Genomic DNA, 13,533 nt, shown 5'->3' with positions numbered 1-13,533 from the left:
GGGTGTGAACAGCGCGATACGCGCCAGTTCAGCAACTTTGAAGAGTCCTGCCATGGATGGCAGGTTTTTGCTCTTCCGCGGAACGGATTCCGCGTTGAATAAGATTGTAAACGAGTGACAAGCGTCGAGGTGAAATGTTTTTTGAGGCAACGTTTGGGCAAACGAAGCGTCTTGGGGTTATATGATCAAGCCTCACGGCTCATTAGTATGAGTTAGCTCAATGCATTGCTGCACTTCCACACCTCACCTATCAACCACCTAGTCTAGATGGTGCCTTTAGGAGCCTTGAAGACTCGGGATATCTCATCTTGAGGCGCGCTTCCCACTTAGATGCTTTCAGCGGTTATCGCTTCCGTTCGTAGCTACCGGGCAATGCCATTGGCATGACAACCCGAACACCAGCGGAACGTCCACTCCGGTCCTCTCGTACTAGGAGCAGCCCCTCTCAAATATCCAACGCCCACGACAGATAGGGACCGAACTGTCTCACGACGTTCTGAACCCAGCTCGCGTACCACTTTAAATGGCGAACAGCCATACCCTTGGGACCGACTACAGCCCCAGGATGTGATGAGCCGACATCGAGGTGCCAAACACCGCCGTCGATATGAACTCTTGGGCGGTATCAGCCTGTTATCCCCGGAGTACCTTTTATCCGTTGAGCGATGGCCCTTCCATACAGAACCACCGGATCACTAAGTCCTACTTTCGTACCTGCTTGATCCGTCGATCTCGCAGTCAAGCACGCTTATGCCTTTGCACACAGTGCGCGATGTCCGACCGCGCTGAGCGTACCTTCGAACTCCTCCGTTACTCTTTAGGAGGAGACCGCCCCAGTCAAACTACCCACCATACACGGTCCCTGACCCGGATTACGGGCCGAGGTTAGAACGTCAAGCACTTCAGGGTGGTATTTCAAGGATGGCTCCACCAGAACTGGCGTCCTGGTTTCAAAGCCTCCCACCTATCCTACACAGAAGAACTCAACGTTCAGTGTAAAGCTATAGTAAAGGTTCACGGGGTCTTTCCGTCTTGCCGCGGGAACGCTGCATCTTCACAGCGAATTCAATTTCACTGAGTCTCGGGTGGAGACAGCGCCGCTGTCGTTACGCCATTCGTGCAGGTCGGAACTTACCCGACAAGGAATTTCGCTACCTTAGGACCGTTATAGTTACGGCCGCCGTTTACTGGGGCTTCGATCAAGAGCTTCGCCTTGCGGCTGACCCCATCAATTAACCTTCCAGCACCGGGCAGGCGTCACACCCTATACGTCCACTTTCGTGTTTGCAGAGTGCTATGTTTTTGGTAAACAGTCGCAGCGGCCAGGTTACTGCGACCCCTCTCAGCTCAGTGACGCACGTCACCACCAAAAGGGGCGCACCTTCTCCCGAAGTTACGGTGCCATTTTGCCTAGTTCCTTCACCCGAGTTCTCTCAAGCGCCTTGGGATTCTCACCCTGCCTACCAGTGTCGGTTTACGGTACGGTTTTTCTCAAGCTGAAGCTTAGTGGCTTTTCCTGGAAGCGTAGTATCAGTCACTTCGCCCAAAAGGGCTCGTCTCGGTGCTCGGCATAGAGGGTCCCGGATTTGCCTAAGACCCATGCCTACCGCCTTTCCCCGGGACAACCAACGCCCGGTAGACCTAACTTTCTCCGTCCCCACATCGCACTTGAGAAAAGTACTGGAATATTAACCAGTTTCCCATCGACTACGCATTTCTGCCTCGCCTTAGGGGCCGACTCACCCTGCGCCGATGAACGTTGCGCGAGGAAACCTTGGGCTTTCGGCGTGGGGGCTTTTCACCCCCATTATCGTTACTCATGTCAGCATTCGCACTTCTGATACCTCCAGCAGACTTTACAATCCACCTTCGCAGGCTTACAGAACGCTCCTCTACCGCGTGCACATAGTGCACACCCCGATCTTCGGTGCATAGCTTAGCCCCGTTAAATCTTCCGCGCAGACCGACTCGACCAGTGAGCTATTACGCTTTCTTTAAAGGATGGCTGCTTCTAAGCCAACCTCCTGGCTGTCTATGCCTTTCCACATCGTTTTCCACTTAGCTATGACTTGGGGACCTTAGATGCGGGTCTGGGTTGTTTCCCTTTTCACGACGGACGTTAGCACCCGCCGTGTGTCTCCCGTATATCACGTGCTGGTATTCGGAGTTTGCCATGGTTTACTAAGTCGCGATGACCCGCTAGCCATAACAGTGCTCTACCCCCAGCAGTGTTCGTACGAGGCGCTACCTAAATAGCTTTCGAGGAGAACCAGCTATCTCCGAGTTTGTTTAGCCTTTCACTCCGATCCTCAACTCATCCCCATCTATTGCAACAGATGTGGGTTCGGTCCTCCAGTGCGTGTTACCGCACCTTCAACCTGGTCAAGGATAGATCACTCGGTTTCGGGTCTACTGCCTGAGACTATGCGCCCTATTCAGACTCGATTTCTCTTCGCCTCCCCTATACGGTTAAGCTTGCCACAGACAGTAAGTCGCTGACCCATTATACAAAAGGTACGCAGTCACCCCGAAGGGCTTCCACTGCTTGTACGTATACGGTTTCAGGATCTATTTCACTCCCCTCTCCGGGGTTCTTTTCGCCTTTCCCTCACGGTACTTGTTCGCTATCGGTCAGTCAGGAGTATTTAGCCTTGGAGGATGGTCCCCCCATGTTCAGACAGGGTTTCACGTGCCCCGCCCTACTCACTTATCATCCCATGCACCCTTTCGCCTACGGGGCTATCACCCGCTACGGCCAGACTTTCCAGACTGCTCGGCTAAAATGCACAGAACTTTTGGGCTAGTCCGCGTTCGCTCGTCGCTACTGACGGAATCTCGGTTGATTTCTTTTCCTCCGGGTACTTAGATATTTCAGTTCCCCGGGTTCGCTTCGTACACCTATGTATTCAGTGCACGATACTGCTTGCGCAGTGGGTTTCCCCATTCGGACATTACCGGATCAAAGCTTATTGCCAGCTCCCCGATACTTTTCGCAGGCTGTCACGTCCTTCATCGCCTCTGACTGCCAAGGCATCCACCGTATACGCTTAGTCGCTTGATCATATAACCCCAAGTCGCCTCAGGATTACAGTCCAAACTCCTCGTATTGCCTTAACACTTGCCTCGGTTCACAGTTTCGAACCAAGACGCTTGTCACTCGTTTACAGTTTTTCAATGAACACCGGGAAGGCCTCAACGCCAGCCGGTTTCTAAAAATCAAATCTTTGTATGCGCTTATGTCTACATATCCGTGTCGCGTGCAGCTTTTCGGTACCACTGGTGGAGCCTGTCGGGATCGAACCGACGACCCCCTGCTTGCAAAGCAGGTGCTCTCCCAGCTGAGCTAAGGCCCCAATAATGGTGGGTCTGGGAGGACTTGAACCACCGGCCTCACCCTTATCAGGGGTGCGCTCTAACCACCTGAGCTACAGACCCAAAAGCTTTGTGACCCGGATCCTTTCGGATCGGTGTCATGCATGCGGTTACATGCGGATATGCAGGTGCCTTGTGTGGGCGTCTTGGATGACCGGCGTACTGTCATCTCGAAAGGAGGTGATCCAGCCGCACCTTCCGATACGGCTACCTTGTTACGACTTCACCCCAGTCATGAACCACTCCGTGGTCGTCGTCCCCCTTGCGGTTAGACTAACGGCTTCTGGAGCAGCTCACTCCCATGGTGTGACGGGCGGTGTGTACAAGGCCCGGGAACGTATTCACCGCGGCATAGCTGATCCGCGATTACTAGCGATTCCGACTTCACGAAGTCGAGTTGCAGACTTCGATCCGGACTGGGATCGGCTTTCTGGGATTGGCTCCACCTCGCGGTATTGCAACCCTCTGTACCGACCATTGTAGTACGTGTGTAGCCCTGGCCGTAAGGGCCATGATGACTTGACGTCATCCCCACCTTCCTCCGGTTTGTCACCGGCAGTCTCCTTAGAGTTCCCACCATTACGTGCTGGCAACTAAGGACAAGGGTTGCGCTCGTTGCGGGACTTAACCCAACATCTCACGACACGAGCTGACGACAGCCATGCAGCACCTGTGTTCTGATTCCCGAAGGCACTCCCGTATCTCTACAGGATTCCAGACATGTCAAGGCCAGGTAAGGTTCTTCGCGTTGCATCGAATTAAACCACATACTCCACCGCTTGTGCGGGCCCCCGTCAATTCCTTTGAGTTTCAGTCTTGCGACCGTACTCCCCAGGCGGCGAACTTAACGCGTTAGCTTCGACACTGATCTCCGAGTTGAGACCAACATCCAGTTCGCATCGTTTAGGGCGTGGACTACCAGGGTATCTAATCCTGTTTGCTCCCCACGCTTTCGTGCCTCAGCGTCAGTGTTGATCCAGATGGCCGCCTTCGCCACTGATGTTCCTCCCGATCTCTACGCATTTCACCGCTACACCGGGAATTCCACCATCCTCTATCACACTCTAGCTTGCCAGTATCCATTGCCATTCCCAGGTTGAGCCCGGGGATTTCACAACAGACTTAACAAACCGCCTACGCACGCTTTACGCCCAGTAATTCCGATTAACGCTTGCACCCTTCGTATTACCGCGGCTGCTGGCACGAAGTTAGCCGGTGCTTATTCCTCAGGTACCGTCAGTTCCGCCGGGTATTAACCGACAGCGTTTCGTTCCTGATAAAAGTGCTTTACAACCCGAAGGCCTTCTTCACACACGCGGTATTGCTGGATCAGGCTTGCGCCCATTGTCCAATATTCCCCACTGCTGCCTCCCGTAGGAGTCTGGGCCGTGTCTCAGTCCCAGTGTGGCTGATCATCCTCTCAGACCAGCTATCGATCGTCGCCTTGGTGAGCCATTACCTCACCAACAAGCTAATCGAACATCGGTCCGTCCAACCGCGCAAGGTCCGAAGATCCCCTGCTTTCTCCCGTAGGACGTATGCGGTATTAGCGTAAGTTTCCCTACGTTATCCCCCACGTCTGGGTAGGTCCCGATGTATTACTCACCCGTCCGCCACTCGCCACCCACAGAGCAAGCTCTGCTGTGCTGCCGTTCGACTTGCATGTGTTAAGCATACCGCCAGCGTTCAATCTGAGCCAGGATCAAACTCTTCACTTGAAGTTTTTGATTGGCATTATTGCTAATACCTATCGATTCTTTCTGAAGCGTTGAACCTAACCGTAAAACGTCACATTTGAATTGACTCTTAGGTTAGACGCTTGCAAATTTTGGACAGCGTTTTGTCGCCGACCATCGCAAGACGCCCACACAAGTCACCTGCGCATACTGTCAAAGATCAAATCGAACTCATCACTTCGGAGAAGTGGTCCGGAACATTTCGTCCCGAGTGAGCCGCCCATTCTACATCGTTTTCGCTATCCGTCAACACCTTTTTGAAAATTTCTTTTCGAGGTGGTGGCCGGTGAAGCGTGTTTCGCTGCAGCGGGGAGGCGAATATTAGGCACCTCTCGTCTCATGTGCAAGGCTTTTTTTGGAAACCTTCTCGAGAAAATTACAAGCCATTGATTTTATTGACATGATGATGCTCTGCTGTTGCCGGGCATGTCCCAGGCTGGCGCGACGCGGCCGGCAATCTCTCCGCAGTGACTCCTGTCGATGACTGATGGCGCACCGTCGCCGCTGATGCGCTCGCTGCTGACGGGACGATCAACATCCCAGGCTGGTAAGGCACCAGCCCTCCCTGCGGCTCTTCGCCTGCAAGGTCCCACTGATCTTCAAAAGGAATGAATGCCCGCATGGTGGATGGCTCCCGAATGAACAAAGGCGGCATCTCGCGATACCGCCTTTATCAGAACAGGATCGTTGCCCGAAAACGGGCCCGATCACTGACGGCATGGTGGCCGTCAGCGGGCAGCCCTCTCAGTCGACCTCGATCATCTCGAAGTCGTCACGGGTCGCCCCGCAATCCGGGCAGGTCCAGGTCTCCGGCACATCGGCCCAGCGGGTACCCGGTGCGATGCCATCATCCGGCGCGCCCAGGGCCTCGTCATAGATATAGCCGCACACGACGCACATCCATTTCTGGTACACCGCCTGGCCATCAACACTCTGGTTCATTGCACTCTTCTTCGTGGTAGGAAAACTTGTCCACCTATTCTTGCAAGTTGATCGCCGCCATGAAAGAGCATGCCTGCCTCGGCGGGTAGTCAGCAGGTCGGCAGGGGCGGACAATGGCGCCCTGTGTCGAACAGGGTGACAGCTCGCCTCGGCGGCTGTCGGCCTTCTCGTTCCAAATCCAGTCCAGTGTGGAATCCAGTCATGAGCAGCAATCACGAGCTTTTCCAGCGCGCACGCCAGGTCCTTCCTGGTGGCGTCAACTCCCCCGTCCGCGCCTTCAAGTCGGTAGGCGGCGAACCCTTCTTCACCGCACGCGCCGATGGCGCCTACCTGTGGGATGTCGAAGGCAAGCGCTATATCGACTATGTCGGCTCCTGGGGGCCGATGATTGCCGGTCACAATCATCCGCAGGTACGCGAAGCCGTCGAGCGCGCGGTTCGCAACGGCCTCTCATTCGGCACCCCCAGTCCCGATGAAGTGATCATGGGCGAGACTCTGGTCGATTTGATCCCTTCGCTGGATGTGGTGCGCATGGTCAACTCGGGCACCGAGGCCACCATGTCGGCGATCCGCGTGGCGCGCGGCGCGACCGGACGCAACAAGATCATCAAGTTCGAAGGTTGCTACCACGGCCATGCCGACAGTTTTCTGGTCAAGGCCGGCTCTGGCGCGCTGACTTTCGGCGTGCCGACCTCACCCGGCGTGCCCAAGGCTGTGGCCGACCTGACGCTGACCGCCACCTACAATGATCTGGACAGCGTGCGCGCACTGTTCGAGGCCGAAGGCGCGGATATCGCCGGCCTGATCGTGGAGCCGGTGGCCGGCAACATGAACTGCATCCCGCCCTCCCCCGGTTTTCTGGAGGGTTTGCGGGCACTGTGCGACGAATTCGGTTCCGTGCTGATCTTCGACGAAGTGATGACCGGCTTCCGGGTTGCCCTGGGCGGTGCGCAGGCTTATTACGGCATCAGCCCCGATCTGACCACGTTCGGCAAGATCATCGGCGCCGGCATGCCGGTCGGGGCCTATGGTGGCAAACGCGAACTGATGGAGCAGGTCGCTCCGGCCGGCCCGATCTATCAGGCCGGCACCCTCAGCGGCAATCCGGTGGCCATGGCGGCCGGTCTGGCCTTGCTGGAGGTGATCCGGGCCGACGGCTTCCATGCCCGTCTGGAACAGCAGACCTTGAACCTGCTGCGCGGGTTGCAGGCCGCGGCCGATGCGGCCGGCGTTCCCTTCAGCACCCGTCAGGCCGGAGCCATGTTCGGCCTGTTCTTCAGTGCCGATACCGTCGACAGCTATGCCGCCGCGACCCGTGCCGATATCGCCGCCTTCAATCGCTTCTTCCAGGCCATGCTGGAGCGCGGAGTCTATCTGGCGCCCTCGGCCTTCGAGGCCGGCTTTCTGTCATCGGCCCATGATGACGAAGTGATCGAAGCCACTCTGCTCAGCGCGCGGGAAAGCTTCGCAAGCCTCTGAGTCTTGACCGCCGCCCGCCTCTCAACCGCGGGCGGCGGACCGGGCCCGATCGCGATGCAGGATATGCATGGCCAGCCCGATGCCCAGTGCGGCACAGGCCGCCGCCGCCAGGAACACGCTGCGATAGCCCAGCCACATGGCCAGCAGCCCGGTCAGCGGCCCGGTCACGCCATAGGCAATATCCTGAAACGCGGCATAGGCCCCCAGCGCAGTGCCTCGGCTTTCCGCCGGCACCTGCCCGACCACTTCCACGCCCAGCGCGGGAAACACCAGGGAACAGCCAAAGCCGGTCACCCCCGCTCCCAGCAAGGCCACCGGCAAGCCAGGAGCCAGCCCCAGCATCAGCAGACCGCACCATTCGATCAGCAAAAAGGCCCGTGCGATCTCGGGGCCACCCAGCCGATCAGGAAGCCTGCCGAAAAAGACACGGGCCAGCACAAAGGCCAGTCCGAAGGCACTGAGGGCCCAGCCCGCATGCGGCCACTGCTCGTGATGGAAATACAGCGATACAAAGGCGCCGATGGAGGCGAAGCCCACCCCTTGCAAGGCCAGCGTCACACCCGGGCGCCAGATCAGGCCGACGACCTTCATAAAGCCCAGAGTCCGGCTGCCTCCACGAGCCTGGACCGGCGGCACCGTCAAGGACAGCAGCCCCGCCAGCAACGGAGCGAGGATCACGCCCAGACTCACCGCGCCAAAGCCGGTCCGCCCATACAAGGCCTGCCCCAGAGGTGCGCCGGCCGCCAGCGATCCGTACATGGCCATTCCGACCCAAGACATGACCTTGCCGGAACGGCGGGGGCCGGCCAGCCCCACACCCCAGGTCAGTACGCCAGTCATCATCAGGCTTTCACCGAAACCCACCAGCAAGCGACCGGTGATCAGCACCAGATAGCGCAACCCGGCCGGGGCAGGCAACCAGGCCGCGACGGCATAGATCAATCCGGACACCAGCAAGGCCGTCACGCCGCGGCGCAAGGCCTGCTGCGGCCCCTGCCGATCAGCCACGCTGCCGGCATGACGGCGGGTCAATACGGTGGCCAGAAACTGGATGCCTACGGCCGTCCCCACCCACAGGTCGCTCAGCCCCAGTTGCTGGTGCACAAACAGCGAAATCACCGGCAAAGGCAGGCCTACCGTCAGATAAGCCAGAAACACTGTCACGCTGAGCAGACACAGCCAGCGTTCAAGACCCTGTTCCACCGGAGCAGCGATCGCAGGGCGCGAAACGGACTTCAAGTTCATGCAAAACCTCTCTCACGGGCACCAAGGCCCAAAGAACCATCCCGAGGGATGGCCCGATTGGGCGTTGATTGACGTGAACGCTTACGTGCCGTGAATTTCACGGCAAGGTCTTGTGTCCGGACTATAAAAGAGAGCCAAGCTTCCAGACCCATGGCTCTCAGCCATCTCGCCCAGCGCTCATGACGGCCCGGACGTCACTTCACCGAAGCCTCAGGCCGCCGCCAGCTGGGCGACAAAATCCCGCAACGCCAGCCGCAGACGCTGCAGACCTTCATCCAGTTCTTCCCGGCTGAGGGTCAGGGGAGGCACGAAGCGCAGCACATCGGGGCCGGCCTGCAGCAGCAGGACCCCGTGCGCGGCGGCAAAGTCCAGGATCTCGCCGGCCTTGCCACGATACGGCGCGGCCAGCACCGCCCCCAGCAACAGACCGCGTCCGCGTATCAGATCGAACAGGCCCAGCTCGGCATTGATCGATTCCAGCCCGGCATGCAAGGCCGCGGACTGGGCCCGCACATGGGACTGCAAGGAGGCCGATGCCAGCTTGCGCAAGGCCGCCCGGGCCACGGCAGCCGCCAGCGGGTTGCCTCCAAAGGTGGTGCCGTGGGCACCGTATTGCATGACCTCGCCCAGCTTGGCTCCGACCAGGGTCGCCCCGATCGGAAAGCCGGCGCCCAGCGCCTTGGCCAGAGTCACGATATCCGGCGTCACCCCGTAATCCTGACAGGCGAAAAGGCTGCCGGTCCGGCTCATGCCGCACTGGATCTCGTCGAAGACCAGCAAGGCGCCATGGGCATCGCAGAGTTCGCGGGCACGCTGCAGGAAAGCCGGCTCGGCCGGCACCACGCCGCCTTCGCCCTGGATGGGCTCGACCATCACGGCAGCGATGTCGCCTGCGGCAAAAGCCTGCTCCAGCGCGGCCTGATCATTGAATGGCAGGTAACGGAAACCGGCGGGCAGCGGCTCATAGCCTTGCTGATATTTGGGTTGGGCGGTCGCGGTGACGGTAGCCAGCGTGCGGCCGTGGAACGAGCCATGAAAGGTCAGGATGGTCCGCTGTTCCGGTCCCCGACCCTGCTGGGCCGCCCAGCGCCGGACCAGCTTGATCGCCGCCTCGTTGGCCTCGGCCCCCGAATTGCACAGGAATACCCGCTCGGCAAACGGTGCATGTTCGACCAGTTCCTCGGCCAGCCGCAGCGGCGGCTCGCTGTAGAAGGCGTTGCTGACATGCCACAGCTTGCGGGCCTGGGTATCCAGCGCCTCCAGCAGGTCCGGATCCTGGTGACCCAGAGCGTTGACGGCGATACCGGCCGACAGATCGATGTATTCACGTCCCTCGGTATCCCATACGCGTGCACCCTTGCCATGGTCCAGCACCATTTCACGAGGCTTGTAGACGGGCAGCCAGTAGCGCTTGGCCAGGGCGGTCAGCGCCGCCTCGGAGGAAACCTGCTCAGACATTTCAACACTCCGGTGTAGGCCCGGGATGCACAGGCATCCTTCGCCCGCAGCGAGGGGCCGTCATGGCGCTCCCGCCCGGGCCGGGCCCGGATCAATACGAAGGATCATTGCACCGCATCCATGCAGCAACTGCAAGCCGGAGCAACGCCGCGCCGGGTCGATCCAGCACGGACGGGAGGCATCAATCCTTCTGAAAACGTGGCAGCAGGCAAGTCAGTTCATGCAAGCGCTGCAACGGCTCGGTCTGCTCCAGCAGCTGCTGGCGCTCGCCGTCGCTGAGCGGGAGCCACTGCGCCAGCCGGTAGCCAAGTCGCTCGGCATCATCGAGATCCGCATGCGGGTGCTCGGCAGCAGGTTCATCGACCACTTCCAGCAGGCGCCCGGCAATCTGCTGCAATACGCTGTATTCGACAGGCACCGCCAGCGGTGACGACTCGCTCCAGGCCTGCACCTGGGCCAGGATCAGACCATCGCTGCGTATCCGGGTCTGCTCCACCCGGAAACGCTGACGGCCGGCCACCAGAATCTGCAGCAGACCATCCTCGCCCATCCGGAAATCCAGGATCTCGGCGAAGGTGCCGATGGCCGCCGGAGCGGCCGGCAAGCCCGTCTCTTCACCCTCGAGTATCAGGCAGATGCCGAAAAACTGCCCCGTCCGGCTGCAGGTCTTGATCATGTCCAGATAACGGGGTTCGAAAATCCGCAAATTCAGCTGACCACCCGGAAACAATACGGTGGCCAGTGGAAACAAGGGGATTTCGATCAGGGCTGGATCCGACGGCATGCCGCCAGTCTAACCACAGGCCAGCCCTGACCGGAAGTCGCCGCAAACCCTTGTCCGTCCCGGCCCCTGCGTTGGGTACGGGCTCAGCCTGCCGTCTGCAGGGCCGCCAGCAGACGACGCGGCGCGTTTTCGAAACCGCCGTTAGACATGAAGACTACATGGTCGCCCGGCCGCACGCTGGTCGCCACCGCATCCACCAGCTGACCGGTATCCGCCACCGCGCGGCCATGGCCACGCAGGGTCGCGATCACGCCGGCCGCATCCCAGGGCAGCTCGGGGCGCTGCAGAAAGACCACTTCGTCGGCAGCGGCCAGCGCCGGGGCCAGTGCGGCGGCATGAGCTCCGAGTCGCATGGAGTTGGACCTCGGCTCCAGAGCCACCACGATCCGCGCCGAACCGACCTTGGCACGCAGGCCCGCCAGCGTGGCGGCGATCGCGGTGGGATGGTGCGCGAAATCGTCATAGATTCTCACCGCGCCGACCTCACCGATCAGCTCCATCCGCCGCTTCACATTGCGGAACTCGGCGAAGGCTGACAGCAAGGCCGTCGGGTCGGCCCCCTGGGCCGCGGCGGCGGCCAGCGCCGCCAGTCCGTTGAGCACGTTGTGGGTCCCCAGCAAAGGCCAATGCACCTCACCCAGGCAGCGGCCATGATGGTGCACGCTGAAGGCGCTGCCATCCTCATGCAACAGCCGGGCCTGCCAGTCGCCCTGGTCCAGGCCGAAAGTCTCCACCGGGGTCCAGCAACCCATCGCCAGCACCTCCGCCAGATGGTGGTCATGGGCATTGACGATCAGGCGTCCATGACCGGGCACGGTGCGGACCAGGTGGTGGAACTGGCGCTGGATCGCCGCCACATCGGGAAAGATGTCGGCATGATCGAATTCGAGATTGTTGAGAATCGCGATCTTCGGCCGGTAGTGGACGAATTTGGAGCGCTTGTCGAAAAACGCGGTGTCGTATTCGTCCGCTTCGATGACGAATGAGCGGCCCTGCCCCAGACGCGCTGAAATGCCGAAATTGGCGGGCACGCCCCCCACGAGAAAGCCCGGCTCCGCACCCGCCGACTCCAGCAGGTGCGCCAGCAGACTGGTGGTGGTGGTCTTGCCGTGGGTGCCGGCCACCGCCAGCACCTCACGACCAGACAGCACCTGTTCGCCCAGCCACTGCGGGCCGGAACGATAGCGCAGGCCAGCGTCCAGCACATGTTCGACAGCCGGATTGCCCCGGCTCAAGGCATTGCCGATGATGACTTCATCCGGCGCCGGCTGCAGCGCATCGGCGTCATAGCCCGAATGCAAGCTGATGCCCAGTGCCGTCAGCTGATCGCTCATCGGCGGATAGACCTGGGCATCGGAGCCGGCCACCGTCAGGCCCTGCTCACGAGCCAAGGCAGCGACGCCGCCCATGAACGTACCGCAGATGCCAAGAATATGCAGGCGCATCATCAATCCAGCCGGAGATGTGATCTGGGAGCCGGCCGCCTTGGGGCGACCGGAGGGCGGGAAGCCCTGATTCAGGCGGCGAGCGCCTGCTTGACCCGTGCGGTCACGGCATCGACATCACCGACGCCGTCGACAATCTTCAGCTTGCCGTTGTTCTGGTAGAACTCGGCCACCGGCGCGGTCTGCTCGGCATAGACCTCGAGGCGCTTGCGCACCGTCTCCGGATTGTCATCCACCCGGCCCTCGGCCTTGAAACGCAGTTCGGTGCGGCCGATGATGGCCTCGCTGGGCACTTCCAGCTTGACGATGGCTTCCAGCGGCTGGCCGATGCGGCTCAGCAGCTTGTCCAGCGCCGCGGCCTGCGCCAGATTGCGGGGATAACCGTCGAGAATGAAACCCTTGGCCGTATCCGGCTGGGCCAGACGCTCTTCCAGCATGCCCAGCAGCAGGTCGTCGGACACCAGCATGCCGGCGTCCATCACGGCCTTGGCCTGCTGGCCCAGCGGCGTGCCGGCTGCCACGGCAGCGCGCAGCATGTCACCGGTGGAGATGTGCGGAACGCCCAGTTCATTTTTCAGGCGGGCCGCCTGGGTACCTTTGCCCGAACCGGGCGCACCAAGCAGTACAAGTCGCATGCTGTTCCTCAGAGTCTGTCGCCACCTCGTTGCGGAGGCCGACGGACAGGTGCCAAAACGTCCACAAAGGTAGCTTTTGCAGGGATCGGCGTCAAACCATCGACCAGCCGGCAACGAAGATCCAGCGCGGATGAATGTCAGTCAGGACAGGGCCTTGAAGCCGATCAGAGGTGAATTGCCGCATCACGAACCAGGGCAGGCCGACAGGCCATTCTCATCGTTGCCGTGCGCGGCGCTGTTCAAGGTGTATCGCAAAACGACAGCTGGCAGCAGCGATCGAATCGCAATATATTGCGATTCGCGACGGAGTGTCTGGCCTCTCGATGCAAACATGACATCCATCACATTTCATGTTGTACTGATTCAAAGAATCAGCAATACTATCTCGCATGGCAATATAGCTTGATTCATATGGCGAAAGGCTCTTTCAAGAGCCC

The 13,533-nt window shown here is 59.9% G+C and carries 7 protein-coding genes, 2 tRNA genes and 2 rRNA genes; 1 reads left to right on the top strand and 10 read right to left on the bottom strand.

All coding sequences use genetic code 11. The features are described from left to right. Nucleotides 1–181 precede the first annotated feature (181 nt). From FRAAU_RS02555 to FRAAU_RS02535, 5 genes are all read right to left on the bottom strand, one after another. A 23S ribosomal RNA gene (locus FRAAU_RS02555) occupies nt 182–3,061 on the bottom strand. Between the two features lie 216 nt (nt 3,062–3,277). Further along, nucleotides 3,278–3,353 (bottom strand) — tRNA-Ala (locus FRAAU_RS02550). Between the two features lie 5 nt (nt 3,354–3,358). Further along, nucleotides 3,359–3,435: transfer RNA gene (locus tag FRAAU_RS02545), tRNA-Ile, on the bottom strand. 110 nt (nt 3,436–3,545) lie between these two features. Next, nucleotides 3,546–5,090 (bottom strand): 16S ribosomal RNA (locus FRAAU_RS02540). The 16S and 23S rRNA genes sit together here with 2 tRNA genes alongside, the layout of an rRNA operon. A gap of 762 nt (nt 5,091–5,852) precedes the next feature. Beyond that, on the bottom strand, nt 5,853–6,050 hold the full coding sequence (locus FRAAU_RS02535; RefSeq protein ID WP_014402006.1) for a rubredoxin: 198 nt from the start codon (nt 6,048–6,050) through the stop codon (nt 5,853–5,855). Between the two features lie 201 nt (nt 6,051–6,251). Here FRAAU_RS02535 and hemL point away from each other — a divergent pair, with 201 nt between their 5' ends. Beyond that, nucleotides 6,252–7,529, top strand: a complete 1,278-nt coding sequence (gene hemL / locus FRAAU_RS02530; RefSeq protein WP_014402005.1) for a glutamate-1-semialdehyde 2,1-aminomutase — start codon at nt 6,252–6,254, stop codon at nt 7,527–7,529. 21 nt (nt 7,530–7,550) lie between these two features. Here hemL and FRAAU_RS02525 read toward each other — a convergent pair whose 3' ends face one another. From FRAAU_RS02525 to FRAAU_RS02505, 5 genes are all read right to left on the bottom strand, one after another. Beyond that, a complete protein-coding gene (locus FRAAU_RS02525; RefSeq protein WP_014402004.1) occupies nt 7,551–8,774 on the bottom strand; it encodes an arabinose transporter in 1,224 nt (407 codons plus the stop codon). Between the two features lie 210 nt (nt 8,775–8,984). Beyond that, on the bottom strand, nt 8,985–10,232 hold the full coding sequence (locus tag FRAAU_RS02520) for an acetylornithine/succinylornithine family transaminase (protein ID WP_014402003.1): 1,248 nt from the start codon (nt 10,230–10,232) through the stop codon (nt 8,985–8,987). Nucleotides 10,233–10,413: 181 nt separating this feature from the next. After that, a complete protein-coding gene (locus FRAAU_RS02515; protein ID WP_014402002.1) occupies nt 10,414–11,016 on the bottom strand; it encodes an LON peptidase substrate-binding domain-containing protein in 603 nt (200 codons plus the stop codon). Nucleotides 11,017–11,099: 83 nt separating this feature from the next. Next, nucleotides 11,100–12,464 carry a UDP-N-acetylmuramate:L-alanyl-gamma-D-glutamyl-meso-diaminopimelate ligase gene (gene mpl / locus FRAAU_RS02510; RefSeq protein WP_174269754.1) on the bottom strand — a complete coding sequence of 455 codons (1,365 nt, stop codon included), beginning with the start codon at nt 12,462–12,464 and terminating at the stop codon, nt 11,100–11,102. 68 nt (nt 12,465–12,532) lie between these two features. After that, on the bottom strand, nt 12,533–13,096 hold the full coding sequence (locus tag FRAAU_RS02505) for an adenylate kinase (RefSeq protein WP_014402000.1): 564 nt from the start codon (nt 13,094–13,096) through the stop codon (nt 12,533–12,535). Nucleotides 13,097–13,533 lie beyond the last annotated feature (437 nt).

The organism is Frateuria aurantia DSM 6220 (genome assembly GCF_000242255.2).
Lineage (GTDB): Bacteria > Pseudomonadota > Gammaproteobacteria > Xanthomonadales > Rhodanobacteraceae > Frateuria > Frateuria aurantia.
Note: the sequence above shows the minus strand (reverse complement) of the source record. Positions and strands in the feature narration are given on the sequence as shown.

Bases quoted from the DNA above. Each gene is read 5' to 3' on its own strand.
- FRAAU_RS02535 (WP_014402006.1), bottom strand. From the start codon at position 6,050: ATGAACCAGAGTGTTGATGGCCAGGCGGTGTACCAGAAATGGATGTGC.
- FRAAU_RS02525 (WP_014402004.1), bottom strand. From the start codon at position 8,774: ATGAACTTGAAGTCCGTTTCGCGCCCTGCGATCGCTGCTCCGGTGGAA.
- mpl (WP_174269754.1), bottom strand. From the start codon at position 12,464: ATGATGCGCCTGCATATTCTTGGCATCTGCGGTACGTTCATGGGCGGC.
- FRAAU_RS02505 (WP_014402000.1), bottom strand. From the start codon at position 13,096: ATGCGACTTGTACTGCTTGGTGCGCCCGGTTCGGGCAAAGGTACCCAG.
- FRAAU_RS02520 (WP_014402003.1), bottom strand. From the start codon at position 10,232: ATGTCTGAGCAGGTTTCCTCCGAGGCGGCGCTGACCGCCCTGGCCAAG.
- hemL (WP_014402005.1), top strand. From the start codon at position 6,252: ATGAGCAGCAATCACGAGCTTTTCCAGCGCGCACGCCAGGTCCTTCCT.
- FRAAU_RS02515 (WP_014402002.1), bottom strand. From the start codon at position 11,016: ATGCCGTCGGATCCAGCCCTGATCGAAATCCCCTTGTTTCCACTGGCC.